At 63.2% G+C, this 24529-nt stretch carries 20 protein-coding genes, 2 tRNA genes and 1 pseudogene; 8 read left to right on the plus strand and 15 right to left on the minus strand.

Going from position 1 to position 24529, the window contains the following annotated elements; all coding sequences use genetic code 11:
* Positions 1–121: 121 nt before the first annotated feature.
* The 7 genes and pseudogenes from ACESMD_RS12305 to ACESMD_RS12335 all read left to right on the plus strand — a co-directional run.
* A pseudogene (locus ACESMD_RS12305) lies at positions 122–1099 on the plus strand (sensor histidine kinase); the annotation flags it as partial.
* The gene (locus ACESMD_RS12310; protein ID WP_372613576.1) at positions 1077–2462 is read left to right on the plus strand and encodes a sigma-54-dependent transcriptional regulator; all 1386 of its coding nucleotides are present in this window, start codon (positions 1077–1079) and stop codon (positions 2460–2462) included. The pseudogene ACESMD_RS12305 and the gene ACESMD_RS12310, both read left to right, overlap by 23 nt.
* 762 nt (positions 2463–3224) lie before the next feature.
* The gene (pcnB, locus tag ACESMD_RS12315) at positions 3225–4625 is read left to right on the plus strand and encodes a polynucleotide adenylyltransferase PcnB (protein ID WP_372613578.1); all 1401 of its coding nucleotides are present in this window, start codon (positions 3225–3227) and stop codon (positions 4623–4625) included.
* A complete protein-coding gene (gene folK, locus ACESMD_RS12320) occupies positions 4622–5116 on the plus strand; it encodes a 2-amino-4-hydroxy-6-hydroxymethyldihydropteridine diphosphokinase (RefSeq protein WP_372613580.1) in 495 nt (164 codons plus the stop codon). The genes pcnB and folK overlap by 4 nt, the downstream gene beginning before the upstream one ends.
* Positions 5117–5231: 115 nt before the next feature.
* Entirely contained in the window at positions 5232–6023 is a 792-nt protein-coding gene (gene panB, locus ACESMD_RS12325; protein WP_372613582.1) for a 3-methyl-2-oxobutanoate hydroxymethyltransferase, read from the plus strand.
* 13 nt (positions 6024–6036) lie between these two features.
* Positions 6037–6909, plus strand: a complete 873-nt coding sequence (gene panC / locus ACESMD_RS12330) for a pantoate--beta-alanine ligase (protein ID WP_372613584.1) — start codon at positions 6037–6039, stop codon at positions 6907–6909.
* A 159-nt stretch (positions 6910–7068) separates the two neighbouring features.
* Entirely contained in the window at positions 7069–8244 is a 1176-nt protein-coding gene (locus ACESMD_RS12335; protein WP_372613586.1) for an acetyl-CoA C-acetyltransferase, read from the plus strand.
* 200 nt (positions 8245–8444) lie between these two features.
* Here the strand turns inward: ACESMD_RS12335 and pnp are convergent, their stop codons facing one another.
* The 15 genes from pnp to rlmE form a co-directional block, all read right to left on the minus strand.
* Positions 8445–10580 (minus strand): polyribonucleotide nucleotidyltransferase, encoded by a 2136-nt coding sequence (gene pnp, locus ACESMD_RS12340; RefSeq protein ID WP_372613588.1) that lies wholly within the window; start codon positions 10578–10580, stop codon positions 8445–8447.
* A 162-nt stretch (positions 10581–10742) separates the two neighbouring features.
* On the minus strand, positions 10743–11012 hold the full coding sequence (gene rpsO, locus ACESMD_RS12345) for a 30S ribosomal protein S15 (protein ID WP_372613590.1): 270 nt from the start codon (positions 11010–11012) through the stop codon (positions 10743–10745).
* Positions 11013–11089: 77 nt separating this feature from the next.
* Positions 11090–12007, minus strand: a complete 918-nt coding sequence (gene truB / locus ACESMD_RS12350) for a tRNA pseudouridine(55) synthase TruB (protein ID WP_372613592.1) — start codon at positions 12005–12007, stop codon at positions 11090–11092.
* Positions 12007–12447 (minus strand): 30S ribosome-binding factor RbfA, encoded by a 441-nt coding sequence (rbfA, locus tag ACESMD_RS12355; RefSeq protein ID WP_372613594.1) that lies wholly within the window; start codon positions 12445–12447, stop codon positions 12007–12009. The genes truB and rbfA overlap by 1 nt, the downstream gene beginning before the upstream one ends.
* A gap of 18 nt (positions 12448–12465) precedes the next feature.
* Entirely contained in the window at positions 12466–14967 is a 2502-nt protein-coding gene (gene infB / locus ACESMD_RS12360) for a translation initiation factor IF-2 (RefSeq protein ID WP_372613596.1), read from the minus strand.
* Between the two features lie 74 nt (positions 14968–15041).
* On the minus strand, positions 15042–16532 hold the full coding sequence (nusA, locus tag ACESMD_RS12365) for a transcription termination factor NusA (protein ID WP_372613598.1): 1491 nt from the start codon (positions 16530–16532) through the stop codon (positions 15042–15044).
* Between the two features lie 69 nt (positions 16533–16601).
* Positions 16602–17063: a ribosome maturation factor RimP gene (gene rimP / locus ACESMD_RS12370; protein ID WP_372613600.1), complete on the minus strand. Its 462-nt coding sequence runs from the start codon at positions 17061–17063 to the stop codon at positions 16602–16604.
* A gap of 234 nt (positions 17064–17297) precedes the next feature.
* Positions 17298–17374: transfer RNA gene (locus ACESMD_RS12375), tRNA-Met, on the minus strand.
* Positions 17375–17508: 134 nt separating this feature from the next.
* Positions 17509–17595: transfer RNA gene (locus ACESMD_RS12380), tRNA-Leu, on the minus strand.
* 30 nt (positions 17596–17625) lie between these two features.
* On the minus strand, positions 17626–17985 hold the full coding sequence (gene secG / locus ACESMD_RS12385; RefSeq protein WP_372613602.1) for a preprotein translocase subunit SecG: 360 nt from the start codon (positions 17983–17985) through the stop codon (positions 17626–17628).
* Between the two features lie 4 nt (positions 17986–17989).
* Positions 17990–18739 carry a triose-phosphate isomerase gene (tpiA, locus tag ACESMD_RS12390; RefSeq protein WP_372613604.1) on the minus strand — a complete coding sequence of 250 codons (750 nt, stop codon included), beginning with the start codon at positions 18737–18739 and terminating at the stop codon, positions 17990–17992.
* An 89-nt stretch (positions 18740–18828) separates the two neighbouring features.
* Entirely contained in the window at positions 18829–20184 is a 1356-nt protein-coding gene (gene glmM / locus ACESMD_RS12395; protein WP_372613606.1) for a phosphoglucosamine mutase, read from the minus strand.
* Positions 20184–21041, minus strand: coding sequence for a dihydropteroate synthase (gene folP, locus ACESMD_RS12400; protein ID WP_372613608.1), 858 nt, complete (start codon positions 21039–21041; stop codon positions 20184–20186). Before folP ends, glmM begins: the two co-directional genes overlap by 1 nt.
* Positions 21042–21142: 101 nt before the next feature.
* Positions 21143–23128, minus strand: a complete 1986-nt coding sequence (ftsH, locus tag ACESMD_RS12405) for an ATP-dependent zinc metalloprotease FtsH (protein WP_372613610.1) — start codon at positions 23126–23128, stop codon at positions 21143–21145.
* Positions 23129–23346: 218 nt separating this feature from the next.
* Positions 23347–24018, minus strand: a complete 672-nt coding sequence (gene rlmE, locus ACESMD_RS12410) for a 23S rRNA (uridine(2552)-2'-O)-methyltransferase RlmE (protein ID WP_372613612.1) — start codon at positions 24016–24018, stop codon at positions 23347–23349.
* A gap of 189 nt (positions 24019–24207) precedes the next feature.
* Between rlmE and yhbY the strand changes: the two genes are divergently transcribed.
* A partial coding sequence (gene yhbY, locus ACESMD_RS12415; protein WP_372613614.1) for a ribosome assembly RNA-binding protein YhbY occupies positions 24208–24529 on the plus strand: 322 nt, incomplete at its 3' end.

Genomic DNA, 24529 nt, shown 5'->3' on the forward strand with positions numbered 1-24529 from the left:
ACCAGCCGAGGAAATCGGCGTAGTCCTTGGGGTAGTCCTTGCCTGCCTGCGGTCGGGTCTGCAACGGTGCGCTCGCCATCGGGAAATACTAGCATCGCCGCATTTATCCGGATACCCCGCTTCCGGTATTCCAGGCGAAGGGGTGATAGGCGCCCGACGCGACAGCCTGCCGAGCCCCTGGAGCGAGTTGCTGGGGCGAATCCTCACCGAGACGAATCACTATCTCTACAAGCAACCCGTGGAAGTCGCCGGGGCACTGCGCTACCTGACTCTGCACAAGGCCGATCTTGCGGACAGCGATGACGAGCGCGGCGGCAAGGTCATCCTGATCGAGGATCACAGCGAGATGAAATGGCTCGAGGACGAACTGATCCATGCCGCTCGCCTGGCCTCGATCGGCCAACTGGCAGCCGGTGTGGCCCACGAGATCGGCAACCCCATCACCGGTATCTCCTCGCTGGCCCAGAACCTGCGCTACGACACCGACGATCCCCGGGTACTGGAGACGGCCGAGCATATCCAGCAACTCACCGACCGTGTCTCGCGTATCGTCTCCTCACTGGTGGGCTTTGCCCATGGCGGTCGCCACATCAATGGCCAGCAGCTTATCCCTGTCTCGATGGCCGAGCTGATCGACGAGGCCCTGAACTTGATCCACCTCGCCCGCTCGGGGGAGGATACCGCTTACGAGAATCGATGCCCTGGCGAATTCAAGGTCATCGGCGACGCCCAGCGGCTCGTGCAGGTGATGGTCAACCTGTTGAGCAATGCCCGGGATGCCTGCCAGGCAGGTGGTCGGGTGGTCATCGAGGCCCGGCCCGAAGGTGAATGTCTGCTCGTCAGCGTGACCGATGACGGGGCGGGCATCGATGCCAGCGTCCGTGATCACCTCTTCGAGCCGTTCATCACTACCAAGCCGCCCGGAGAAGGTACCGGGCTGGGGTTGCCACTGGTCTACAGCATCGTCGCCGAGCACGGCGGCCAGATCGAGATCGACTCTCCCCTCCCGGGCCAGGACCATGGCACCCGCATCAGCCTCTGGCTGCCACTCGACCGACAGGATGGTGACACCCACCATGAGCCGAATTCTGATCGTTGAAGACGAAGCCATCATCCGCAGCGCTCTGAAACGGCTGCTGGAACGCCATGACCACCGGGTCAGCGGAGCCGGCTCGGTGGCCGAAGCCCTGTCGCTGGAACCCCGGGACTTCGACCTGGTGATCAGTGACCTGCGCCTCCCCGGGGAACCCGGTACCGACCTGATCGCCCGTGCCGCTCCTGTGCCGGTACTCATCATGACCAGCTACGCCAGCATGCGCTCGGCGGTCGAGGCCCTGAAGCTGGGCGCCGTAGACTACGTGGCCAAGCCCTTCGATCATGAGGAACTGCTCGAGACGGTCGCACGAATACTGCATCAGCAGAGCTGCTGTCAGGCCGAGCCACACGACATCACCGAACCCGACGGTCAGGCACAGTCGATGATCGGCAACTGCCCCGCCATGCAGGTGGTCTACACCCGTATTCGCAAGACGGCCCCGGCCGATGTCACGGTATTGATCCAGGGCGAATCGGGCACCGGGAAGGAGCTGGTGGCCAGAGCCATCCATCAGCAGAGCAAGCGTGACCGGGCACCGCTGATCTGCGTCAACTGCGCGGCGATTCCCGAGACGCTGATCGAATCCGAGCTGTTCGGTCACGAGAAGGGGGCCTTCACCGGCGCCAGCGCCGCCCGTATCGGCCTGGTGGAAGCCGCGGACGGGGGCACCCTCTTCCTCGACGAGATCGGTGAGTTGCCCCTGGATGCCCAGGCACGGCTGCTGCGCGCGCTCCAGGAAGGCGAGATACGCAAGATCGGCTCGGTGGAAACCCGCCATGTGGATGTGCGCCTCATTGCGGCCACCCATCGCGACCTGCACGCCCTGTCCAGGACCGGCGAGTTCCGCCTCGACCTCTACTATCGCCTCAATGTCATGCAGATCGACCTGCCCCCGCTGCGCGATCGTGACGACGATATCCTGGTGATCGCCGATGTCCTGCTGGAGAAGGCCGGCCGGCGCCATGAGCGTCCGAACCTGCGACTATCGCGTGCCGCACGACAGACGATCCATGACTACCCCTGGCCCGGCAATGTCCGCGAACTGGAGAATGCCCTTGAGCGTGGCGTGATTCTCGCCGAGGGCCATCTGATTCATCCCGACGACCTCGGGCTCGTTCCCGCCTCGCGCACGGTGGTCACCCAGCCCCAGGCGGATACCGAGAATGCCCGAGTCCCTGAGGAGTCGGCTTCCGACGAGGACCTGTCCCTGGAGGACTATTTCCAGCACTTCGTTCTCGAGCACCAGGACAGCCTCAATGAGACGGAACTGGCCCAGAAGCTGGGCATCAGCCGCAAGAACCTCTGGGAACGTCGTCAACGACTCGGCATCCCGCGCAAGAAGGGCCCCAAGCGCCACATCGGATGATGCCCCGTCGTCACCAATCGAAGTTGTTACCGTTTCACACAGCCTGGGCGGCCAGAAGGCTCTCCCGGGGTAACACTCCAGCATTCCTTCACCGCCCCCAGCCCGGACGATCATTCCAATGCACTGATTGAAAAGCAGGAAAACAGGGATGGCATGCCGGCTGCTACCTTTAAGGGGCAAGAAGAACAAGTCCGGGGCCACTCCCTGTAAAAAACGACAAGAGGCAGACAGGCGTGGCAGGCTCGATAGCACAATGACAAGATCCTCGAGCCCGAGATACTTAAGCCGCCAGGACCGAACACAACAACTAGGGCAACCTGAGCGAGTCCTTCGAGACAACAATGACAAACGACTCGAAGTACCGGATCCACTAAGGAAACGACGCACCAGAACACGACCGGGAACAACAACAAGGGTCGTCAGGGTGCACCCACGGAAACAATACCAAGACGCCGTGGGGAGGCATGATTCCATGCCGTCGTGGTTGGATTATTGTTTTGAATACGAGGCGGTCCCCCCGGGGAGCACCCACAACGACAACAACATTGCTTGCCTGAATTCTCCTTGGTGACTGTGGTGCGTATTCAAGGCGATGTGCCATCACGAAGAAGAACCAGCAGCACGGATGCTGCAGATTTGCTTGAGGGGGGAGGCCATTGGCCTCCCCCTCTTTATGTTCCCGGGACGCGCACGACGCTTTGCAAGGTGTCGGGTGTCGGCTACACTCACTCCTTTTCCTGAACCGCGAGTCGATTTCGCCGCATGTTAAAAGGATTTACCCGCTTTCTTCAGAGTCCAAGCGAGCACATCAGATCGATGTTCGGTTCCCAGGAGGCGCCCGACAGGCGTCTGGAGCTTCGCGTAATCCCCCGCAATGAACACCCGGTATCGCGTCAGCATTTCAGTGATGCCGCCCTCAAGGTCCTGTATCGCCTGCACAATGCCGGGTTCGGAGCCTTCCTGGTTGGAGGCTGTATCCGGGATTCGCTGCTCGGACGAATGCCCAAGGATTTCGACGTGGCCACGGATGCCACGCCGGAAGAGATCCGGCAGCTATTCCGCAATTCCCGGATCATCGGCCGGCGATTTCGCATCGTGCATGTTCGCTTCGGCCGTGAAGTCATCGAGGTGACCACCTTCCGAGGGAAACCCCGCGACGACCACGCCGACCATATCGCCCAGCAGTCCGACGACGGCCTGCTGCTGCGCGACAACGTCTGGGGCAACCTGCAGGACGATGCACTGCGCCGCGACTTCACCGTCAATGCGCTCTACTACAGCATCGCCGACTTCTCCCTCCACGATTTCGCCAGCGGCCTGGAAGACATCGAGGCGCGCACCCTGAGACTGATCGGCGACCCCGCGACTCGCTATCGCGAGGACCCTGTCCGGATGCTGCGGGCGGTTCGCTTCGCTGCCAAACTGGATTTCCATCTCGCCCCGAGCACCGAAGCGCCGATTCATGAGCACGCCGCCCTGCTGTTGCAGATTCCGCCGGCGCGACTCTTTGATGAGGTACTTAAGCTCTTCATGGCCGGCCATGGGGTCGACACCTTCCACCTGCTGCGCGACTACGGCCTCTTCGCCATGCTCTTCCCCGAGGCCGATGAGGCCATGGTCGAACTGCCCTGGGCCGGGAGACTCATGGAACTGGCACTGGCCAGCACCGATCGGCGTATCGCCGAAGAACGTCCGGTGACACCGGCCTTCCTGTTTGCCGCCCTGCTGTGGGGGCCGGTCAAGCTTCGCCTGGCGGAGCGGGAAGCGGAAGGCATGCCGCCCATTCCTGCCTTGCAGGCTGCCGCCCAGCAAGTCATCACGCGACAGCTGCAGCACGTTTCCATTCCCAAGCGATTCAGCATGCCAATGCGCGACATCTGGGATCTCCAGCAGCGCCTGCCCCTCAGGCGCGGGCGACGCGTCTTCCAGACGCGCGAGCATCCCAGGTTTCGCGCGGCCTATGATCTGCTGCTGCTGCGCGAGGAGGCCGCCGAGCTCGAACCCGGCCTCGGCGACTGGTGGACGGCCTTCCAGCAGGCCGATGAGCACGAGCAACGCCGTCTGCTGGACAAGGCCGATACCGCCAGCCCGGCCGGGCCCGGTACGCCCCGCAAGCGTCGCCGTCGGCGCCGCAAGCCCAAGGGCCCCACGGACAACGCATGAAGCACCATCGGGCCTGGGTCGGCCTGGGCAGCAACCTCGCGGATCCACGCTCACAGCTCGAGCTTGCCCTTGAGGAACTCGACCAGCTCCCCCTGACGCGGCTTTCCATCGCCTCCCGCCTCTACACCAGCCGACCGCTGGGTCCCCGTGACCAACCGGATTTCATCAATGCCGTGGCGGGGCTCGAGACCCGGCTGTCGCCCCTGGCCCTGCTCGACCAGCTGCAGGCGCTCGAACAGCGCCACAGGCGAGTTAGAGGTCGCCACTGGGGGCCCCGCACCCTGGACCTGGATCTGTTACTCTTCGACCAGGAATGCCTGTCTGTACCGCGCCTGACCCTGCCCCATCCCGAGATGGCTCGACGCGCTTTCGTGCTGGTTCCCCTGGCCGAGATGGCGCCCGATCTCAGGCTCCCGGATGGCAATGAAGTCGCGACGCTGGCCCAGGCACTGGGGGACTCAGGCAACCTGAAGGTGTTACCGAATCGATGATAGCCGGCACGGGAAGTGCTACCTATCGACACTCGAACCTCATTCAGGTAACAATCCTGGCCAGAGAACGGGAACACGGCCCGCGCATGCCAAGCCACAACGAAGAGACGATGCCATGAAAACCGTCACCCTGAGCACGCTGCAAGCCCTCAAGCATGCCGGTGAGCCCTTCAGCTGCCTGACCGCCTACGATGCCTCCTTCGCTCGGGCCGCCGGCGATGCGGGGATTGAGGTCCTGCTGGTGGGTGACTCCCTGGGCATGGTGCTCCAGGGACACGTCAGCACCCTGCCGGTCACCGTCGAGGATATCTGCTATCACACCCGCTGCGCCGCCCGGGGCAAGGTCGCCAGCCTGCTGATGGTCGACCTGCCCTTCATGAGCAATTCGAGCACCGAACGCCTGTTGCAGGATGCCGGCAAGTTGATGCGTGCCGGTGCCGAGATGGTCAAGGTGGAAGGCGAAGCCTGGATGGCCGAGGGTATACGCGAGCTGACACGACGGGGCGTACCGGTTTGCGCCCACCTGGGTCTGACACCCCAGTCGGTCTACCAGTTGGGTGGTTACAAGGTGCAGGGCAGGGAGGCCGACCGGGCGGCACAGATCCTCGAGGACGCCCGAACTCTGGTGGCTTCCGGCGCCTCGATAATCCTGCTCGAGTGCGTACCCGCCAGCCTCGGACGGGCGGTGAGCGAGGCACTGGATGTCCCCGTCATCGGCATCGGCGCAGGGCCCGACACCGACGGCCAGATCCTGGTCATGCACGATATCCTGGGGATCACCCCGGGTCGCCCCCCACGCTTCGTCAAGAATTTCATGGCCGAGGCAGACGACATCCAGGGAGCCTTCCGTCGCTACCATGAAGACGTCAAGGCGCGCCGTTTCCCGTCAGAAACGCACGGCTTCTAGGAGTCCTTCCGAGATGCGCACCCTGAGAGATATCCCCGAACTGCGTGAGACTCTCGACGACAGCCGTCGTCGTGGCCAGCGCATCGCCCTGGTGCCGACCATGGGTAACCTGCACGACGGTCACCTGGCGCTGGTGGCCGCGGCCCGCGCTCGGGCGGAGGTGGTGGTAGCGACCATCTTCGTCAACCCCATGCAGTTTGGCCCCAACGAGGACCTCGACGCCTATCCACGAACCCTGGCGGATGATCAGCAGAAACTCGAAGCGTTCGGCTGTGACCTGCTGTTCACGCCGACCACGGAGACGGTCTATCCACGCCAACTCGAGGAGCAGACACGTGTCAGCGTCCCCGGCATCAGCGAGGGGCTCTGCGGCGGCAACCGGCCGGGACACTTCGACGGGGTGGCCACCGTGGTCACCATGCTGTTCAACCTCGTGCAGCCGGATCTGGCCTTCTTCGGACAGAAGGACTACCAGCAACTGGCGGTGATTCGCCGGCTGGTCGAGGACCTGCACTTCCCCATCGAGATCGTCGGTGTACCCATCGTGCGCGCCGAGGATGGCCTGGCACTCTCCTCCCGCAACGGCTACCTGGATGACGACCAACGCGCCAGGGCCCCGGCACTCTTCGGGACACTTCGCATGCTGGCCGACTGCCTGGAGGCCGGGGCAGGCCGGGACGACATCATGGCCCAGGGTCTTGCCAGACTCACCGAGAGCGGACTCGACCCCGACTACCTCGAACTTCGTGCCGCCGACCTCGGCCCTGTCAGCGATACCACCGACAGGGCCGTTCTGCTCGCTGCCGCGCGGCTAGGGTCGACTCGCCTGATCGACAACATCCCCCTGACGCTGCCTCGGCAGGGGGATGACGACACCCGATCCTGACCCCGCCCTGCCTGGCATCGCGACTCCTGCTATTGGCGCATTGTCGTGCAGGGCGCTCCTCCCCTATGCTGACAAGTCAAAGATCTGTCGGTAACCTCGATGTTTCCGTCGGTTTACCGTCAGGATCTCTTGTCAGCCAGCCTCAAGGAGTAATCCCTCATGCAAGAAGTGGTAATCGTTGCCGCACGCCGTACCGCCGTTGGCACCTTCGTTGGCTCCCTCGCCGGTATCCCCGCCAGCGACCTGGGTGCCTATGTCATCAAGGACATCCTGTCCAGCACCGGTGTTGCCGGGGACCAGGTCGACGAGGTCCTGCTCGGCCAGGTGTTGACCGCGGGGGTCGGCCAGAACGCCGCCCGCCAGGCGGCCATCAAGGCTGGCCTGCCGGACGCGGTTCCCGCCATGACCATCAACAAGGTCTGCGGCTCCGGCCTCAAGGCACTGCACCTGGCGACCCAGGCGATTCGCTGCGGCGACGCTGAACTGATCCTGGCTGGCGGGCAGGAGAACATGTCGCTGTCGCCGCACGTGTTGCCCAACTCACGCACTGGCCAGCGCATGGGTGACTGGAAGGCCATCGACACCATGGTCCACGATGGCCTGTGGGACGCCTTCAACGGCTACCACATGGGCATCACCGCCGAGAACCTGGCCGAGAAGTACGGCATCACCCGCGAGGCGATGGACGAGTTCGCCGCCGCCTCCCAGCAGAAGGCTGCCGCCGCCATCAGGGAAGGCAAGTTCAAGGGCCAGATCGTCCCGGTGGAGATCCCGCAGCGCAAGGGCGACCCGGTGGTCTTCGACACCGACGAGGGGCCCCGCGACGTGACCGCCGAGAAGCTCGGCGGCATGAAGCCCGCCTTCAAGAAGGACGGCACCGTCACCGCCGGCAACGCCTCCTCCCTCAACGATGGCGCCGCCGTGGTCATGATCTGTTCCGCCGAGAAGGCCAAGGCCCTGGGACTGGAGCCGCTGGCGCGCATCAAGGCTTACTCCAACGCCGGTGTCGACCCCTCGATCATGGGCATCGGTCCGGCCCCGGCGACCCGTCGCTGTCTGGAGAAGGCCGGCTGGAGCCTGGACGACCTCGACCTGGTCGAGGCCAACGAAGCCTTCGCCGCCCAGGCCCTGTCGGTCAACAAGGAACTCGGCTGGGACGCCTCGAAGATCAACGTCAACGGCGGCGCCATCGCCATCGGCCACCCCATCGGCGCTTCCGGCTGTCGCATCCTGGTGACCCTGGTGCACGAGATGATTGCCCGCGATGCCAAGAAGGGCCTGGCGACCCTGTGCATCGGCGGTGGGCAGGGCGTGGCGCTCGCCATCGAAAGATAAGCTCGCCGTTGCCGTAGGCCCGGTAAGCGCCAGCTCACCGGGCTGGACTGGTCCAATTGCAGCGGAAATCCAGTAACGCCGGATGCGCCTTCGACTTATCCGGCTTCCTCGAAGGGCAAGGGTTTGTCAGAAGCCTCAACGAAACCGCCCCCGCAGCCAGGCTGCGGGGGCGGTTTGTCTTCCAGCGTCGGACGTAGTCCTTACAGCTGGGGGTCGGCGGCCTCCTCGGCCTCGAACGCCGCCTCCTCTTCCGGGGTGATCTCCTTGATGGTGAGTTTTACCCGGTTGCGGTTGTCGATGTCGAGCACCTTGACGATGGGCTCGTCACCCTCGTTGAGGAAGTCACGCACGTCATTGACGCGCTCCGGCATGATCTGGGAGATATGCACCAGGCCGTCGGTGCCGGGCATGATGTTGACGAAGGCACCGAAATCGGCGATGCGCGCCACCTTGCCGCGGTAGAGCTTGCCGATCTCCGCCTCGGCGGTGATCGCCAGGACAGTATCGATGGCCCGCTTGGCCGCGGCCTTGTCCTCGGCATAGATGCGTACGGTGCCGCTATCATCGAGGTCGATGGAGGCCCCGGTATCCTCACAGATCTTGCGGATGGTCGCGCCACCCTTGCCGATGACATCACGGATCTTGTCCGGATCGATCTTGATGGTGGCCATGGACGGGGCGTTCTCGGACACCTCGGCGCGGCTCTGGCCGATCACGATGTTCATCTGCTCGAGGATATGCAGACGCGCCTCATTGGCCTGCTGCAGGGCCTGTTCCATGATCTCCTCGTTGATGCCCTCGATCTTGATGTCCATCTGCAGGGCGGTCACCCCTTCGGCACTGCCGGCCACCTTGAAGTCCATGTCACCCAGGTGGTCTTCGTCACCGAGAATATCGGTCAACACGGCGAAGCCATCGGCGTCCTTGACAAGACCCATGGCGATACCCGCCACCGGCGCCTTCATCGGAACTCCGGCATCCATCAATGCCAATGAGGTACCGCACACCGAGGCCATGGAACTCGACCCATTGGACTCGGTAATCTCGGACACGACACGGATAGTGTAGGGAAAGTCCGCCTCGGAGGGCAGCATCGCCGCCACTCCACGACGCGCAAGACGGCCATGACCGATCTCGCGACGCTTGGGCCCTCCCATGAAGCCGCTTTCCCCCACGCAGTAGGGAGGGAAGTTGTAGTGCAGCATGAAGCGGTCCTTGCGCTCGCCTTCCAGCGACTCGATCAGCTGGGAATCGCGCAGGGTGCCCAGGGTGGAGACCACGATGGCCTGGGTCTCGCCACGAGTGAAGATCGCCGAGCCATGGGTCTTGGGCAGGGCGCCGACCTCGATGGTCAAGGGGCGCACGGTACGGTTATCACGCCCATCGATGCGCGGCTTGCCCTTGATGACCCGCGAGCGAACCACCCGCTTCTCGAGGCTGGAGAAGGCGGACTTGAGCTCATCGGCGTCGAATGCACCCGCGTCCTCACCGGCTAGTTGCTCGATGGCCTCGGCCTTCAGTGCGGCCAGAGCATCCTGGCGCTCCATCTTGTCGGTGATGCGGTAGGCCTCGCCCATCCGGGTCTCGAAGGCGGTGGCCAGTAACTGCTTGAGATCTGCATTCTCCACGGCGGGCTGCCACTCCCAACGCGGCTTGCCGGCCTCGGCGACCAGCTCATTGATCGCCGAGATGGCGACCTGCATTTCCTGGTGAGCGAAGAGCACGGCCCCCAGCATCTCGTCCTCGAGCAGCTCTTTGGCCTCGGACTCGACCATCAGGACGGCCTTCTCGGTACCGGCAACGACCATGTCGAGATCGGAGGTGGTGAGTTCCAGCACGGTGGGATTGAGGAAATACCCATGGTCCTCGGTGAAACCGACACGCGCCGCGCCGATGGGGCCGTTGAAGGGCACGCCGGCGATGCCCAGGGCCGCGGACGTCCCGATCAGGGCCGCGATGTCCGGATCATGGTTGCGGTCGGTCGACAGCACGGTACAGATCACCTGCACCTCATTCATGAAACCCTTGGGAAACAGGGGGCGGATCGGGCGGTCGATCAGCCGCGAGGTCAGGGTTTCCTTTTCGGTAGGACGCCCCTCGCGCTTGAAGAAACCGCCGGGGATCTTGCCGACGGCGTAGGTCTTTTCCTGGTAGAACACCGCCAGGGGAAAGAACGGCTGGGCGGGGTTGGCTTCCTTCCTGGCCACCACGGTGCAGAGCACCACGGTATCGTCCATGGTGACCATGACGGCACCGGTAGCCTGGCGGGCGATGCGCCCGGTTTCCAGGGTGACGGTGCTGCGACCGTACTGAAACGTTTTCTTGACCGGATTCACGGCGGCTTCCTTCAACTTTTCTGTGTTTGGTTCGTTTTGACTCGGCGCCTATTTTAGGGGTTGACGGCCGCCGGGGCCACCAGATAGCGACATTTCCACCCTGTAAACACGAAACGGGCAGCCCGCAGGCTGCCCGTTTCATCGTATCCCTGGAAACGTCAATTAACGACGCAGGCCCAGACGCTGGATAAGTGCCTGATAGCGCTCGAAGTCCTTGCGCTTCAGGTAATCCAGCAGCTTACGGCGCTGGTTGACCATGCGGATCAATCCACGACGCGAGTGGTGATCCTGCTTGTTGGTCTTGAAGTGATCCTGGAGGCCATCGATGTTGGCGCTCAGCAGGGCCACCTGGACCTCCGGGGAACCGGTATCATTGTCGCCACGGCCGTAGTCATTGACGATCACGGACTTCTGTTCGGCTGTCAGTGCCATCTGTCTCTCCTAAGCAATATGCCTGAGTGATGAATGTGTGAGACCACGCATATTTGCAGTCTCGAACGTCTTTCCTTCTAGTCGGTGGCCGTATTCAACAGCCGCCGCGGCGCCACTTCCTGTGGCCCCGTCACCTTGCCGAGCCCCAGAAAGGTGTCGTCAAGGTAGAGTCTTGTCGTCTCGCCCGGCAGCAGGTCACCGGTATCCACCGTTGCCGGCTGGCCATGAAGAAGCCCTTGGGTGGCCGCACCGTCCATGTACAGGCCGGGCAGGTGATCCACCAGGATATCGACCGGCAGAAGACACCTCTCGCGACTCGCCTGATCGGGCAAGGCCTCCAGGGCCTCGAGAGTCAGCATGCCGACATCCGCGAAAGGCCCTGTCTTGAGACGACGCAAGGCGCTGATGTGCGCCCCGCATCCCAGCGCCTGGCCGATGTCCTCGGCCAGGGTGCGGATATAGGTCCCCTTGCTGCACCTCACCTCGAGGTCGAAGCAACCCTCATCCATACCGAGCAGGCGCGCATGATACACCGTCACGCGGCGCGCTGCACGCGCCACCGTCTTGCCCTCCCGGGCCAGCTCGTAGAGCCTGCGACCCTGATGCTTGAGTGCCGACACCATCGGCGGCACCTGGTCGATCTCGCCACGAAAGCCCTCGAGAACACCCTCGATTTGTGCCTCGGTCAACCGAGGCGAGTCCCGACGCTCAAGGACCTCGCCCTCGGCATCGCCAGTATCGGTGACGATGCCCAGCACGATCCGGGTCCGATAGACCTTGTCGGCCTCCAGCAGGTGGGCGGAGAACTTGGTCGCCTCGCCGAAGCAGACCGGCAAGAGACCTGTCGCCATGGGGTCGAGGGTGCCCGTGTGGCCGGCCTTCCGCGCCTGGAACAGGTGTCGCACACGCTGCAGCGCCTGATTGCTCGAAAGCCCCCCGGGCTTGTCGAGCAGCAGTACGCCGTTCACCGGCAATCCGCGACGCCGTCGTGCCATCAGTCCCGCTCGTCTCTGTCTACCGAACCGTCGAGCGGGTCGCCGCCGGAGGCGTCATCATCCGCCGCCTCGCCCTGCGGCAGGCGATCGCTGGCGACGGCCTCGTCGATCAACGAGGACAACCGCTGGCCACGGACCACGCTCTCGTCGTAGTGAAAACGCAGTTCCGGCACATGGCGTAGCTTGATGCGACGAGCGATCTGGCTGCGCAGGAACCCCGAGGCCTGCTTCAGCACCTTGAGGTTTTCCTTGATCCGCTCCGGCGCATCATCCCCCAGCAGGGTCACGTGGACATCGGCATAGCCAAGATCACGGCTGACCTCGACACCGCTGACCGTGACCATCCCCAATCGCGGGTCCTTGACCTCACGCTGTATGAGCACCGCCAGCTCCTTCTGGAGCTGTTCGGCCACCCGGTCGGTTCGCTTGAACTCACGCATGATCGCTTCCCAGAGCCTCTAGAGGCTACGCTCCACCTTGATCTGGTCGAAGACCTCGATTTTGTCGCCGACCTGGACATCGTTGTAGTTCTTCACGCCGATGCCGCATTCCATGCCATTGCGCACTTTCGGGACGTCGTCCTTGAAGCGGCGCAGCGACTCGAGCTCACCCTCGTAGATGACCACATTCTCGCGCAGCACACGGATCTTCTTGTTACGGAAGACACTGCCTTCGACGACCATGCAGCCCGCCACGGCGCCGATCTTGGGTGCGCGGAAGACGTCGCGGACCTCGGCCACGCCGACGATCTCTTCCTTCCACTCCGGCGCCAGCATGCCACTCATCGCCTGCTTGACCTCGTCGATCAGTCGGTAGATGACGCTGTAGTAGCGCAGGTCCAGCCCTTCGCGCTCGATGATCTCCCGAGCGGCTACATCGGCACGGACGTTGAAACCGACCACGATGGCGTCGCTGGCCAATGCCAGGTTGGCATCGGTACCGGTGATGCCACCCACCCCGGAGGACACCACGGCCACCTCGACCTCTTCCGTGGAGAGTTCTTCCAGGGCGCCCTTGATGGCTTCCAGTGAGCCCTGGACGTCGGCCTTGAGCACCACATTGACCTTGGCCACTTCGTCCTGACCCATCTGGCTGAACATGTTCTCCAGCTTGGCCTTCTGCTGGCGCGCCAGGCGAACCTCGCGATACTTGCCCTGACGGAAGTTGGCGACTTCCCGTGCCTTCTTCTCGTCGGCCAGGACCATGAAGTCGTCACCGGCATCCGGCGTTCCCCCCAGGCCCTGGATCTCCACCGGCATGGACGGGCCGACTTCTTCGACCTGTTTACCCAACTCATTGGTCAGGGCACGGACCCGCCCATAGTGCAGGCCGGCGAGCACGATATCGCCCCGCCTCAGGGTGCCGTTCTGTACCAGGACGGTTGCCACCGGGCCGCGACCCTTGTCGAGACGCGACTCCACGACCACACCCTTGCCGGGTGCTTCGGGAACGGCCTTGAGCTCGAGGACCTCGGAGAGCATCAGGATGGATTCCAGCAGGTCATCGATACCTTCGCCGGTGTGCGCGGAGACGTGCACGAACTGGGTATCACCGCCCCACTCCTCGGAGATCACGCCGTGCTGGGACAGCTCGTTCCTGATCCGGTCCAGGTCGATGCCCTGCTTGTCGATCTTGTTGACCGCCACCACGATCGGCACCTCTGCCGCGCGTGAGTGCTCGATGGCCTCGATGGTCTGGGGCATCACGCCATCATCGGCGGCCACCACCAGCACGACCACGTCGGTGGCCTTGGCACCGCGGGCACGCATGGCGGTGAAGGCCGCGTGACCAGGCGTATCCAGGAAGGTCACACCACCGTGATCGTCTTCCACATGATAGGCGCCGATATGCTGGGTGATGCCGCCGGCTTCCCCGGTCGCCACCTTGGCCTTGCGAATATAGTCGAGCAGCGAGGTCTTGCCGTGGTCGACGTGACCCATGACCGTGACCACCGGCGAGCGGGTGATCTCGTCACCCTCGTAGGAAATGCCTTCGAGGACTTCGGTCTCCAAGGCATCGTCCTTGACCAGCTTGACCTTGTGGCCCATCTCCTCGACCACGATGGCCGCGGTATCCTGGTCGATGGTCTGGTTGATGGTCACCGCTGCGCCCATGGTGAACATGGCCTTGATGACCTCGTTGGCCTTGATCGACATCCTGTCGGCCAGGTCGGCGACACTGATCGACTCGGGGATGGAGACCTCGCGAACGATGGGTTGGGTCGGCTTCTGGAAGCCGTGCTTGCCACCCCCCTGGGTGCCACCCCGTCGATTGCCCCGGCGCTCCGAACGCTTGGCCTTCTTGGCACCGCCACGACGACGCTCTTCGCGATCATCGTCATCGCGTTCGGAGCGCTCCTTCTTGGCGACCACCTTCTTGGGCACGCGACGAACCTCGCGACCTTCCTTGGGCGGGGCGGGGGGCTCGGCCGGCACCGGCTCTTCCTCGAGCTGCGGCACCGGAACCTCGGGGACGGGCTCCGCCTTGGCGGCCTCGACCTTCTCGGCAGCCTCACGGGCCGCGTCCTCAGCCTCACGCGCCTTGGTTTCCTCGGCGTCGCGAGTCTCCTGGTCGACCTGGGCCTGTCGGGAATCCGCCATGTCACCGACCAGCTGACGCGGACCGTTGTCCGGCGTCGGCTCGGCAGGTGGCGCCTCTTCCTCGGCGCGCTTGACATAGGTGCGTTTCTTGCGCACCTGCACCTCGATGCTCTTGCCGCGCTCGCCGGTATTGATGCGGCTGCGAGTCTTGCGGGTCAGGGTGATACGGTTCCTGCCCCCGGCGCCGGCAGCGCCACCGTGGCTCTTCGTCAGGAAATCGAGCAGCTGCCGCTTGTCCTCCTCGGACACGGCATCACTCTCGGACGTCTGCTCGAGTCCGGCTTCCTTCATCTGTTCCAGCAGACGAGGCACATCACGCCCCACCTTTGCTGCAAAATCCTTAACGGTCATCTCTGACATTACGACCCTCCTCAGCCCGTGACCCTAATTCTGTTCGCTATCGAATGATTCGACGACGATCCATTCGTTTCGCGTTATTCGCTCTCGAACCATGGAGTACGGGCAGTCATGATCAGTGCCGCGGCGCGCTCTCCGTCCATCCCGTCGATGTCAAGCAGATCATCTACCGCCTGCTCGGCAAGATCCTCCATGGTGACGATCCCTCGACTGGCCAGGATGAAGGCCAGATGCCGCTCCATACCCACCATTTCCAGCAGGTCATTGGCAGGCTGGGCACCATCGAGGGCCTCCTCGGAGGCGATGGCCAGGTTGAGCAACTCGTCCTTGGCTCGCGCACGCAACTCTTCGATAACCTCTTCGTCGAGTTCCTCGATCTCGAGCATCTCCTCCAGAGGCACATAGGCGACTTCCTCGATCGAGGTAAAACCCTCCTCGACCAGCAGGCGTGCCACATCCTCATCGATGTCCAGGTGCTGGATGAAATCTTCGACCAGGGTATCGAGTTCCTGGTCACGCTTGTCCTCCGCCTCTGCCTCGGTCATGACATTGAGTCGCCAACCGGTGAGCTCGGAGGCCAGGCGCACGTTCTGACCACTGCGCCCGATCGCCTGAGCCAGGTTATCCTCGGCGACGGCCACATCCATGGAATGGGTCTCCTCGTCGACGAGGATGGAGGCGACATCCGCCGGCGCCATGGCGTTGATCACCAGTTGGGCGGGATTGTCGTCCCACAGGATGATATCCACACGCTCGTTCTCGAGCTCCGAGGAAACCGCCTGGACGCGCGACCCGCGCATCCCCACACAAGCACCCACCGGATCGATACGCCGATCGTTGGTCTTGACCGCGATCTTGGCTCGCGAGCCGGGATCCCGGGCGGCGCCCTTGATCTCGATGAGTTCCTCGGCGATCTCCGGCACCTCGATACTGAACAGCTCGATGATCAATTCCGGGCAGGTACGCGAGAGGATCAGCTGGGCACCCCGAGCCTCGGGATCGACCTTGACCAGCAAGGCACGCAACCGCTCATTCATGCGGTAGCGCTCGCCCGGGATCATCTCGCTGCGCGGCAGGAATGCCTCGGCATTGTCACCCAGGTCGATGATCAGGCCATCCCGTGTGGTCTTCTTGACGATACCGGCGACCAGTTCTCCCTCGCGCTGCGAGTAGAGGCGCACCACCCCGGCACGCTCGGCTTCGCGGACCTTCTGCACGATGACCTGCTTTGCCGTCTGTGCGGCGATACGACCGAAGGAGGCATTCTCGATGTGCTCCTCGACCACATCACCCAGGTTCAATGGCGGATCACGACGCTCCGCATAGGAGAGCTTGATCTGGTTATCGGGCCCATCGAAGTCATCGTCCTCGACCACCTCCCAGCGACGGAAAGTCTCGTAGTCGCCGGTCCCACGATCGATATGCACCCGGACGCTGGCTTCCTCGCCCTCGAAGCGCTTGCGAGATGCGCTGGCGAGCGCCGCTTCGACGGCCTCGAAGATCACCTCCCGGGGCACACCCTTCTCGTTGGAGATCGCGTCAACGACCGTCAGAATCTCTTTACTCATGCCTTTGCCTCGCCAGAAAACCTGTCCTTGAGCCTCAGGCAGATGCACCGCCCTCGGTCATCGTGCCCATCAATCATCGAACTGCGGCACGACACGTGCCTGGTCGATGCCGTCGATGGGAAAGCAATATTCCTCGCCGTCCATCTGCAGCAGGACATCATCCTCCTCGACGCCCGCCAGCACCCCCCGGAACTTGCGCTTGCCCTCGAAGGGCTGACGCAGCTTGAGGTCGATCAGATGCCCCTGGAACCGCTGAAAATGGTCGAGGGTGTAGAGCGGTCGGTCCAGACCCGGCGATGACACCTCGAGACGAAACTCAGAGCGTATCGGATCCTCGACATCGAGAACCGCTCCGACCTGCCTACTGACATCGGCACAGTCGTCAACATTTACACCGTCCGGATTATCGATATAGATGACCAGACGGGAGTGCCGCCCCTGGGACATCAGATCGATCGCCCAGAGCTCGAACCCCATGGCCGTGACCACTGGCTCGATCAGCGCATAGAGCGCAGCGTCCTTGATTGCCACGAATCACTCCTGCCACCGTTGGATCAGATACCTGGCCGGAGCAAACAGAAATGTCAGGTCGCTGATTGGCCTTTCGCCGGGAAAGCTCCCTCGACAACGGGCATCGCCAGGCAAGCTGCTAACAAAAAGCCCCTTCACAGGAAGGGGCTTTTACAAGAAACCTGTAGTACCTCTTCCGCTCGACGCCCCCTGTGTACTCGAGAATTGACTCTCGAAAGGCGCCTGCCTGGAAGATGGTAGCGGGGACCGGATTTGAACCGATGACCTTCGGGTTATGAGCCCGACGAGCTACCAGCCTGCTCCACCCCGCATCAATCTAGGTCGAAGACAATACGCCCACTTCGCATTGGCGTCAAGTGACGGGCCAACGTCGTATTATCGATACTGCAACTGTGCAACCCACAGAACGATGAATCTCGTACATGCAGATCGCCGACTAATCAGGTGGTGCCGAAGGCGGGACTTGAACCCGCACGACCATAAGGTCACTACCCCCTCAAGATAGCGTGTCTACCAATTCCACCACTTCGGCAACTCGGTGCCTGGATATGACGACTATATATCAGCCGCTGCTTTCCTCCAGCACTGGCGCGGCATTATCCCCGCCATCGCCCCCATCGTCAAGGCTGGGGATGCCCTGCTGCTGCTCGATCAGGCGAGAATCGGGAATCCCGGCTTCCGGCGCCTGGCTCGCCTGGGTCGCAAACCAGGCCAGGGCCAGGGAGGTCGCAAAGAAGGCGGCGGCGAGAAAGGCAGTGAACTTTGCAAGGAAACTGCCGCTCCCCTTCGAGCCGAACACCGTCTGGGAGGCACCGCCACCGAAGGCGGCGCCGGCTTCGGCACCCTTGCCCTGCTGCAGCAGGATGAGGACGACTAGAGCAATGGCGATCACCACATGGATCATGAGAATGGCAACTTGCATGTATTCAACCTGCTGACTGGCAAATGGCTAGGAAATCGTCGACCTGGAGCGAAGCACCGCCCACCAGGCCGCCGTCGATATCTGGCTGGGCAAGCAGCTCGGCGGCATTATCCGCCTTCATGCTGCCCCCGTAGAGGAGTCGCATGCTCTCGGCCAGGGCATTGTCGTAATGGCGCAGGCAATCGCGAATGGCCGAATGCACCGCCTGGGCCTGCTCCGGCGACGCCGTGCGTCCGGTACCGATGGCCCAGACCGGCTCATAGGCAATCACCAGGTGGCCTCGCTCGGCGGGTTCGAGCGCATCGAGCACGGCACCGAGCTGGCCCAGCACCACCGCCTCGGTTCGCTCGGCATCGCGCTCCCCGAGGGTCTCACCGAGGCACAGGATCGGCGAAAGCCCCGACGCGAGCGCGGCCTTGACCCGCGCGACCACGGCGGCGTCGTCCTCGCCGAAGAGGGAGCGCCGTTCGGAATGGCCGACCAGCACGTAACGGACCGAGAGATCCGCCAGCATGGCACCGCTCACCTCACCCGTGAAGGCGCCGGAGACGTGATCGTTGAGCGTCTGGGCACCCACGGCGACACCGCCATCCTTCAAAGCCTGAGTCGCGGCGCCCAGATAGGGGAAGGGCACCATCAACGCCACCTCGACCCCCTCGGGCAGGGAGGCATCGGCAAAGGCACGGCCGAAGGTGTCGACTAGCGCCAGGGAGCCGTTCATCTTCCAGTTGCCGGCGATCAGTGGCATGCGCATCGATCATCCTCTTTCAAGGTGGTGCGAAATAGTATAGGAGCCGCCCTGTCAAGACAACCTTTGCCGAGTGACGCCCTACGGCCGGCCCTTCAGGCGAGGAGCGACTCCACCTCGGCGGCCAGTCGACGGGCCAGGCCGTCGACATCCAGATGGGGGCGTCCCTCCACCATGACCCGGATCAGCGGCTCGGTACCCGATGGCCGAAGCAGCACCCTGCCCTCGTCACCAAGCGCTTCCTCTACCGCCACCACGGCCTCCTTCAGGGTCGGCAATTCCATCAGGCCCCTGGCATCGGCTCCCGGCGTCAACCGAACATTGATCAGCACCTGCGGGGCCTTTTCCAGGCTGACCAGGAGGCGATGCAGTGGCTTTTCCTCGCGCACCATGATCGCCAGCACCTGCAGCGCCGCGACGATGCCATCCCCGGTGGTCTGCACATGGCCGCAGACGATATGTCCGGAAGACTCGCCACCCAGGCGCCACCCTTCGGTCGACATCATTTCCATGACGTAGCGGTCCCCGACCTTGGCGCGCCTGAAGGGAATGTCGAGTGCCTCCAGGGCCATGGCCAGGCCGAAGTTGGACATCAGGGTACCGACCACGCCACCGCCCAGCTCCCCGCGGGCCTGGCGGTCGCGAGCGATCAGGTAGAGGATGTCGTCGCCATCGATCTCGCGACCATCGGCGTCGATCATCAGCACACGGTCACCGTCACCATCGAATGCCACCCCCAGGTCTGCCCCCTGCTGGATCACGGCGGCACGCAAGGCCGCCGGATAGGTCGACCCGACCTCCTTGTTGATGTTGAACCCATCCGGGTTGGCGCCGATCAGCGTCACCTCGGCGCCCAGCTCACGGAAGACGCTTGGGGCGATGTGGTAGGTGGCACCATGGGCACAATCGACCACCATCCTGAGGCCATGGAGACTGACGCGGTCAGGTACCGTGGACTTGCAGAACTCGATATAACGTCCGGCGGCATCGTCGACCCTCACCGCCTTGCCGAGACGGTCGGCGGGCACCGTGGTCAGCGGCGCGTCGAGCATGTCCTCGATACGCAACTCGACCTCGTCGGCAAGCTTGACGCCCTCCGCCGAGAAGAACTTGATGCCGTTGTCGGCAAAGGGATTATGGGAAGCCGAAATCACGATACCGGCATCGGCACGGAAGGTGCGCGTCAGGTAAGCGATGCCCGGGGTGGGCATCGGTCCGAGCAGCACCACATCCACGCCGGCAGCGGAGAGCCCCGCCTCCAGGGCCGATTCGAACATATAGCCCGAGATTCGAGTGTCCTTGCCGATCAATACCTTGGCCCGGCGACCGTTGTTCTCACGCACCAGCACCCGACCCGCGGCCCAGCCCAGCTTGAGCATGAAATCAGCGGTAATGGGTGCCTCACCCACGGTGCCGCGAATCCCGTCGGTACCGAAATAGCGTCTAGTCATCAGCAGCCTTCCTTGAGTACGGCCCATGTCATGTTCACGGCGTCCACATTGGGTCCCACGTCGTGGACGCGGAGGATACGCGCACCGCGATCCACGGCCAGGGCCGTCATTGCCAGGCCACCCCAGAGCCGCTCCTCCACGGGCCTGGCCAGCACCTTGCCGATCATGCTCTTGCGAGACATCCCCACAAGCAGCGGCAATCCGAAGCCTTCCAGGCGGTCCAGGCGATTGAGCAGACGCAGATTATGCTCCACGGTTTTGCCGAAGCCGAACCCCGGATCCAGCAGCAGCCGCTCGCGACGCAAGCCGGCAGCAGCACATGCCGCCAGCCGGGACTCGAGGAACTCGACCACCGCCTCTTCCACCGGCCCATCATAACGGGGGGTCTGCTGCATGTCGCGCGGCTCTCCCTGGCGGTGCATCAGGCAGACCGGCAAGCCGGTACCCAGGGCGGCCTCCATGGCGCCCTCGCGTTCAAGCGCACGCACGTCATTGATCATGCCCGCCCCGAGCAAGGCGACCTCCCGCATTACCTCGGGATTACTGGTGTCCACCGACACCAGGGCATCGAGTTCCCTCACCAGGGCCTCGACCACTGTAGCCACCCTGTCCAGCTCCTGCTGGGAACTCACGGGATCGGCACCGGGTCGGGTGGACTCGCCACCGATATCAATGATCGCCGCTCCCTCGGCCAGCATCTGACCCGCATGGCGCAGAGCATCATCCCGCACCAGATGACGGCCGCCATCGGAGAAGGAATCCGGTGTGACATTGAGAATCCCCATGACTCGGGGAAAGGAGAGATCGAGCCTGTGCCTGCCACAGGCCAGGGAAGTACGGGAATCGTTGTCCATCATCGTATTGATCGGGTGCCAGAATCGGGAATCAATCGGCGGAAGCCCCGCCTTAACGTCGAAGGCGCCCCGAAGGGCGCCTGCAGGATCAGCGTACCCGGCTTTCAGCTACCAGCCGGGCCCCCGAGGGGGTCGGAGGGGCGCCGAGGGGGACCCTCGTCATCCTCTTCGCCATCACCGTCGACCTGCTCGGATTCATCCGGTGCCACCTCCGCCTCGGGTGTCTTGCCCACCGGGGAACCGTTACCGGAATCGTCGTCTTCCCAATCCTTGGGAGGACGCGGCGAGCGCCCTTCCATGATGTCCTTCAGCTGGTCGGCATCGATGGTCTCGTATTTCATCAGGGCCTCGGCCATGGCATCCAGCTTGTCACGGTTCTCCTCGAGGATTTGCTTGGCCTGGGCATAGCAGCCGTCGATGATCTTGCGCACTTCCTTGTCGAGCCGGGTCGTGGTTTCGCCGGACTTGAGCTTGCCCCCCTGGACAGGCCCGCCGAGGAACTGATGGGACTCGTCCTCGTCGTACATGATCGGGCCCATTTCATCGGAGAGCCCCCACTTGGCGACCATATTGTGGGCCAGCTCGGTGGCGCGCTTGATGTCATTGGAGGCTCCTGTGGTCACGCCATCCGGCCCCAGGGTCATTTCCTCGGCGATACGGCCACCGAACAGTGAGCAGATCTGACCAATCAGCTGTCGACGGGACAGGCTGTAGCGATCCTCCTCGGGGAGGAACATGGTCACGCCCAGGGCACGACCCCGCGGGATGATGGTGACCTTGTAGACCGGATCATGCTCCGGCAGCACCAGGCCGATGATGGCGTGGCCCGACTCATGGTAAGCCGTATTGAGCTTCTCCCTGTCGGTCATGACCATGGACTTGCGCTCGGCGCCCATCATGATCTTGTCCTTGGCCATTTCCAGCTCTTCCATGCCAACCAGGCGCTTGTTGCGACGCGCGGCGAAGAGGGCCCCCTCATTGACCAGGTTGGCCAGATCGGCACCGGAGAAGCCCGGCGTGCCTCGCGCGATCAGCGATGGCTTGACGTCCTCGGCCAGCGGCACCTTGCGCAGGTGCACGTTGAGGATGTGCTCACGGCCGCGGATGTCCGGCAGGTCGACCACCACCTGGCGGTCGAAGCGGCCCGGACGCATGAGTGCCGGGTCGAGGACGTCCGGACGGTTGGTCGCGGCGATGACGATGACGCCTTCGTTGGCCTCGAAGCCATCCATCTCTACCAGCAACTGGTTTAGGGTCTGCTCACGTTCGTCGTTACCGCCGCCCATGCCGGCACCACGGGAGCGACCCACGGCATCGATCTCGTCGATGAAGATGATACAGGGCGCCTGCTTCTTGGCCTGCTCGAACATGTCACGCACACGGGAGGCGCCCACGCCGACGAACATCTCGACGAAGTCGGAACCCGAAATGGAGAAGAACGGCACCTTGGCCTCACCGGCGATGGACTTGGCCAGCAGCGTCTTGCCGGTCCCCGGCGGCCCCACCATCAAGACGCCCCGCGGGATGGAACCGCCCAGGCGCTGGAACTTGGTCGGTTCACGCAGGAAGTCGACCAGTTCCCCGACCTCCTCCTTGGCCTCGTCACAACCGGCGACGTCGGCAAAGGTGGTCTTGATCTGGTCCTGGGAAAGCAGCTTGGCCTTGGATTTGCCGAAACTCATGGGGCCGCCCTTGCCACCGGCACCGCCCTGCATCTGACGCATGAAGAACATGAAGATGCCGAGGATCAGCAGAATCGGGAAGCTGGCAATCAGCAAGCGTGTCCACAGGCTCTGCTGATCGGGCTCCTTGCCCACTACGGTGACGTCGTTGGCAAGCAGGTCATCGATGAGCTTGGGATCCTCCGCCGCCGGGCGGATGGTCTGGAACTGCGAGCCGTCCGCGCGCTCACCACTGATGGTGTAGCCATCGATGGTGACACTGCGGATCTGTTGATTCTGCACCTGCTGAACGAACTGGGAATAGTTCATCGTCTGCGGTGCGGTATCGACACTGACGTTGTTGAACACCGTCAGCAATACCGCCGCGATGACCAACCACAGGATCAGGTTCTTCGCCATATCATTCAAGGGACTACCCTCAATTTCAGAAATCTGTTGACCGAATACGCCTGGAACATCCGACAGTACATGAGCGGGCCGCGTTCAACCATTGGCAATACCCTGTCTCGCCAGCTTGTCAATTTGTCCACTCTGACACAGCCGGGACCCCCTGTCTGATCATCGCGCCGATAGACGCAGGCTATCGCGTTGCCATTTGGTACACGGCCTGATGACAAGGATGGGCCTCAACCACGGAACCCCTCTGCGAGCAGATAGACTTCTCTCGAACGTGCCCGGGACGCCTCTGGCTTGCGCGTCGCTACCCGCGAGAAACTGCCGCGCAATTCCTTCAGGAAGGCATCGAAGCCCTCTCCCTGGAACACCTTGGCTAGAAATCGGCCTCCGGGAGAGAGTGTCTGACGGGCCAGGTCCAGCGCCAACTCCGCCAGACCCATGGCCTGGGGCTGGTCGATGTCGGTCATACCACTCATATTGGGGGCCATGTCGGACATCACAAGGTCCACGGGACGATTTTCCAGTACCTCGAGGATCGCCTCGAGCACCGACGCCTCGGTAAAGTCGCCCTGAATGAACTCGACCCCGGCCAGGGCGTCCATCTCGAGAATATCGGACGCGATCACCACGCCTGTCGGCCCCACCTTCTCCGCCGCCACCTGGCTCCAGCCACCGGGGGCGGCACCCAGATCGATCACCGTCATGCCGGGGCGCAGAAGGCTGTCCTTGGCATCCAGCTCCATGAGCTTGTAACTCGCACGACTGCGGTACCCGTCCTGCCAGCGCTGCTGGACATAACGGTCGTTGAAGTGCTTCTTGAGCCAACCCTTGCTGGTCTTGCTGGCACCCGTCCTGGCACTGCGATGACCGGGAGCCTTGCGGGAAGAAGGGGAGCTTGCCACGGCATTACCTTTGAGGAAACGAGACTGACGACGAAGGGCTGGCGCTGAATTCAGTGTAACCGGAGACACAAAGGCAGGCTGGCAAATCGCCCCGACAACAGGCGCAAAAGGGAAGGCGTGGCGCTTTCACCACGACTCGGTACGCCGTACCATGCACGGCTGAGCGCAACCGTAACGACGGAAGATACCATGAGCTTGTCACAGGCACAAAAGAAAGCATTTCGCAGCATCGGCCATCATTTGAGCCCGGTCGTCACGGTGTCCGAGAACGGCGTTTCCGAGGGGGTCCTGGCCGAACTGGCGCGCGCCCTGAGCGACCACGAGCTGATCAAGGTCAAGCTTGCCCTGCCGGAACGCGACGATCGCAGCGCCATGCTCGATGCACTGCTCGAGGCCAGTGGTGCCGAACGCATCCAGACCATCGGCAAGATGGCACTGCTCTACCGGCATAACCCCAGGGCCAACCCGAAGCTCTCCAACGTCCAGCGCTTCGAAGGCCACCACGGGCGGC

Source organism: Halomonas sp. (assembly GCF_041689495.1).
In the GTDB taxonomy this organism is placed as follows: Bacteria; Pseudomonadota; Gammaproteobacteria; order Pseudomonadales; family Halomonadaceae; genus Halomonas.

Excerpts from the sequence above, each read along its gene's own strand:
- ACESMD_RS12310 (WP_372613576.1), top strand. The coding sequence starts at position 1,077 with ATGAGCCGAATTCTGATCGTTGAAGACGAAGCCATCATCCGCAGCGCT.
- pcnB (WP_372613578.1), top strand. The coding sequence starts at position 3,225 with ATGTTAAAAGGATTTACCCGCTTTCTTCAGAGTCCAAGCGAGCACATC.
- folK (WP_372613580.1), top strand. The coding sequence starts at position 4,622 with ATGAAGCACCATCGGGCCTGGGTCGGCCTGGGCAGCAACCTCGCGGAT.
- panB (WP_372613582.1), top strand. The coding sequence starts at position 5,232 with ATGAAAACCGTCACCCTGAGCACGCTGCAAGCCCTCAAGCATGCCGGT.
- panC (WP_372613584.1), top strand. The coding sequence starts at position 6,037 with ATGCGCACCCTGAGAGATATCCCCGAACTGCGTGAGACTCTCGACGAC.
- ACESMD_RS12335 (WP_372613586.1), top strand. The coding sequence starts at position 7,069 with ATGCAAGAAGTGGTAATCGTTGCCGCACGCCGTACCGCCGTTGGCACC.
- rpsO (WP_372613590.1), bottom strand. The coding sequence starts at position 11,012 with ATGGCACTGACAGCCGAACAGAAGTCCGTGATCGTCAATGACTACGGC.
- truB (WP_372613592.1), bottom strand. The coding sequence starts at position 12,007 with ATGGCACGACGGCGTCGCGGATTGCCGGTGAACGGCGTACTGCTGCTC.
- rbfA (WP_372613594.1), bottom strand. The coding sequence starts at position 12,447 with ATGCGTGAGTTCAAGCGAACCGACCGGGTGGCCGAACAGCTCCAGAAG.
- infB (WP_372613596.1), bottom strand. The coding sequence starts at position 14,967 with ATGTCAGAGATGACCGTTAAGGATTTTGCAGCAAAGGTGGGGCGTGAT.
- nusA (WP_372613598.1), bottom strand. The coding sequence starts at position 16,532 with ATGAGTAAAGAGATTCTGACGGTCGTTGACGCGATCTCCAACGAGAAG.
- secG (WP_372613602.1), bottom strand. The coding sequence starts at position 17,985 with ATGCAAGTTGCCATTCTCATGATCCATGTGGTGATCGCCATTGCTCTA.
- tpiA (WP_372613604.1), bottom strand. The coding sequence starts at position 18,739 with ATGCGCATGCCACTGATCGCCGGCAACTGGAAGATGAACGGCTCCCTG.
- glmM (WP_372613606.1), bottom strand. The coding sequence starts at position 20,184 with ATGACTAGACGCTATTTCGGTACCGACGGGATTCGCGGCACCGTGGGT.
- folP (WP_372613608.1), bottom strand. The coding sequence starts at position 21,041 with ATGATGGACAACGATTCCCGTACTTCCCTGGCCTGTGGCAGGCACAGG.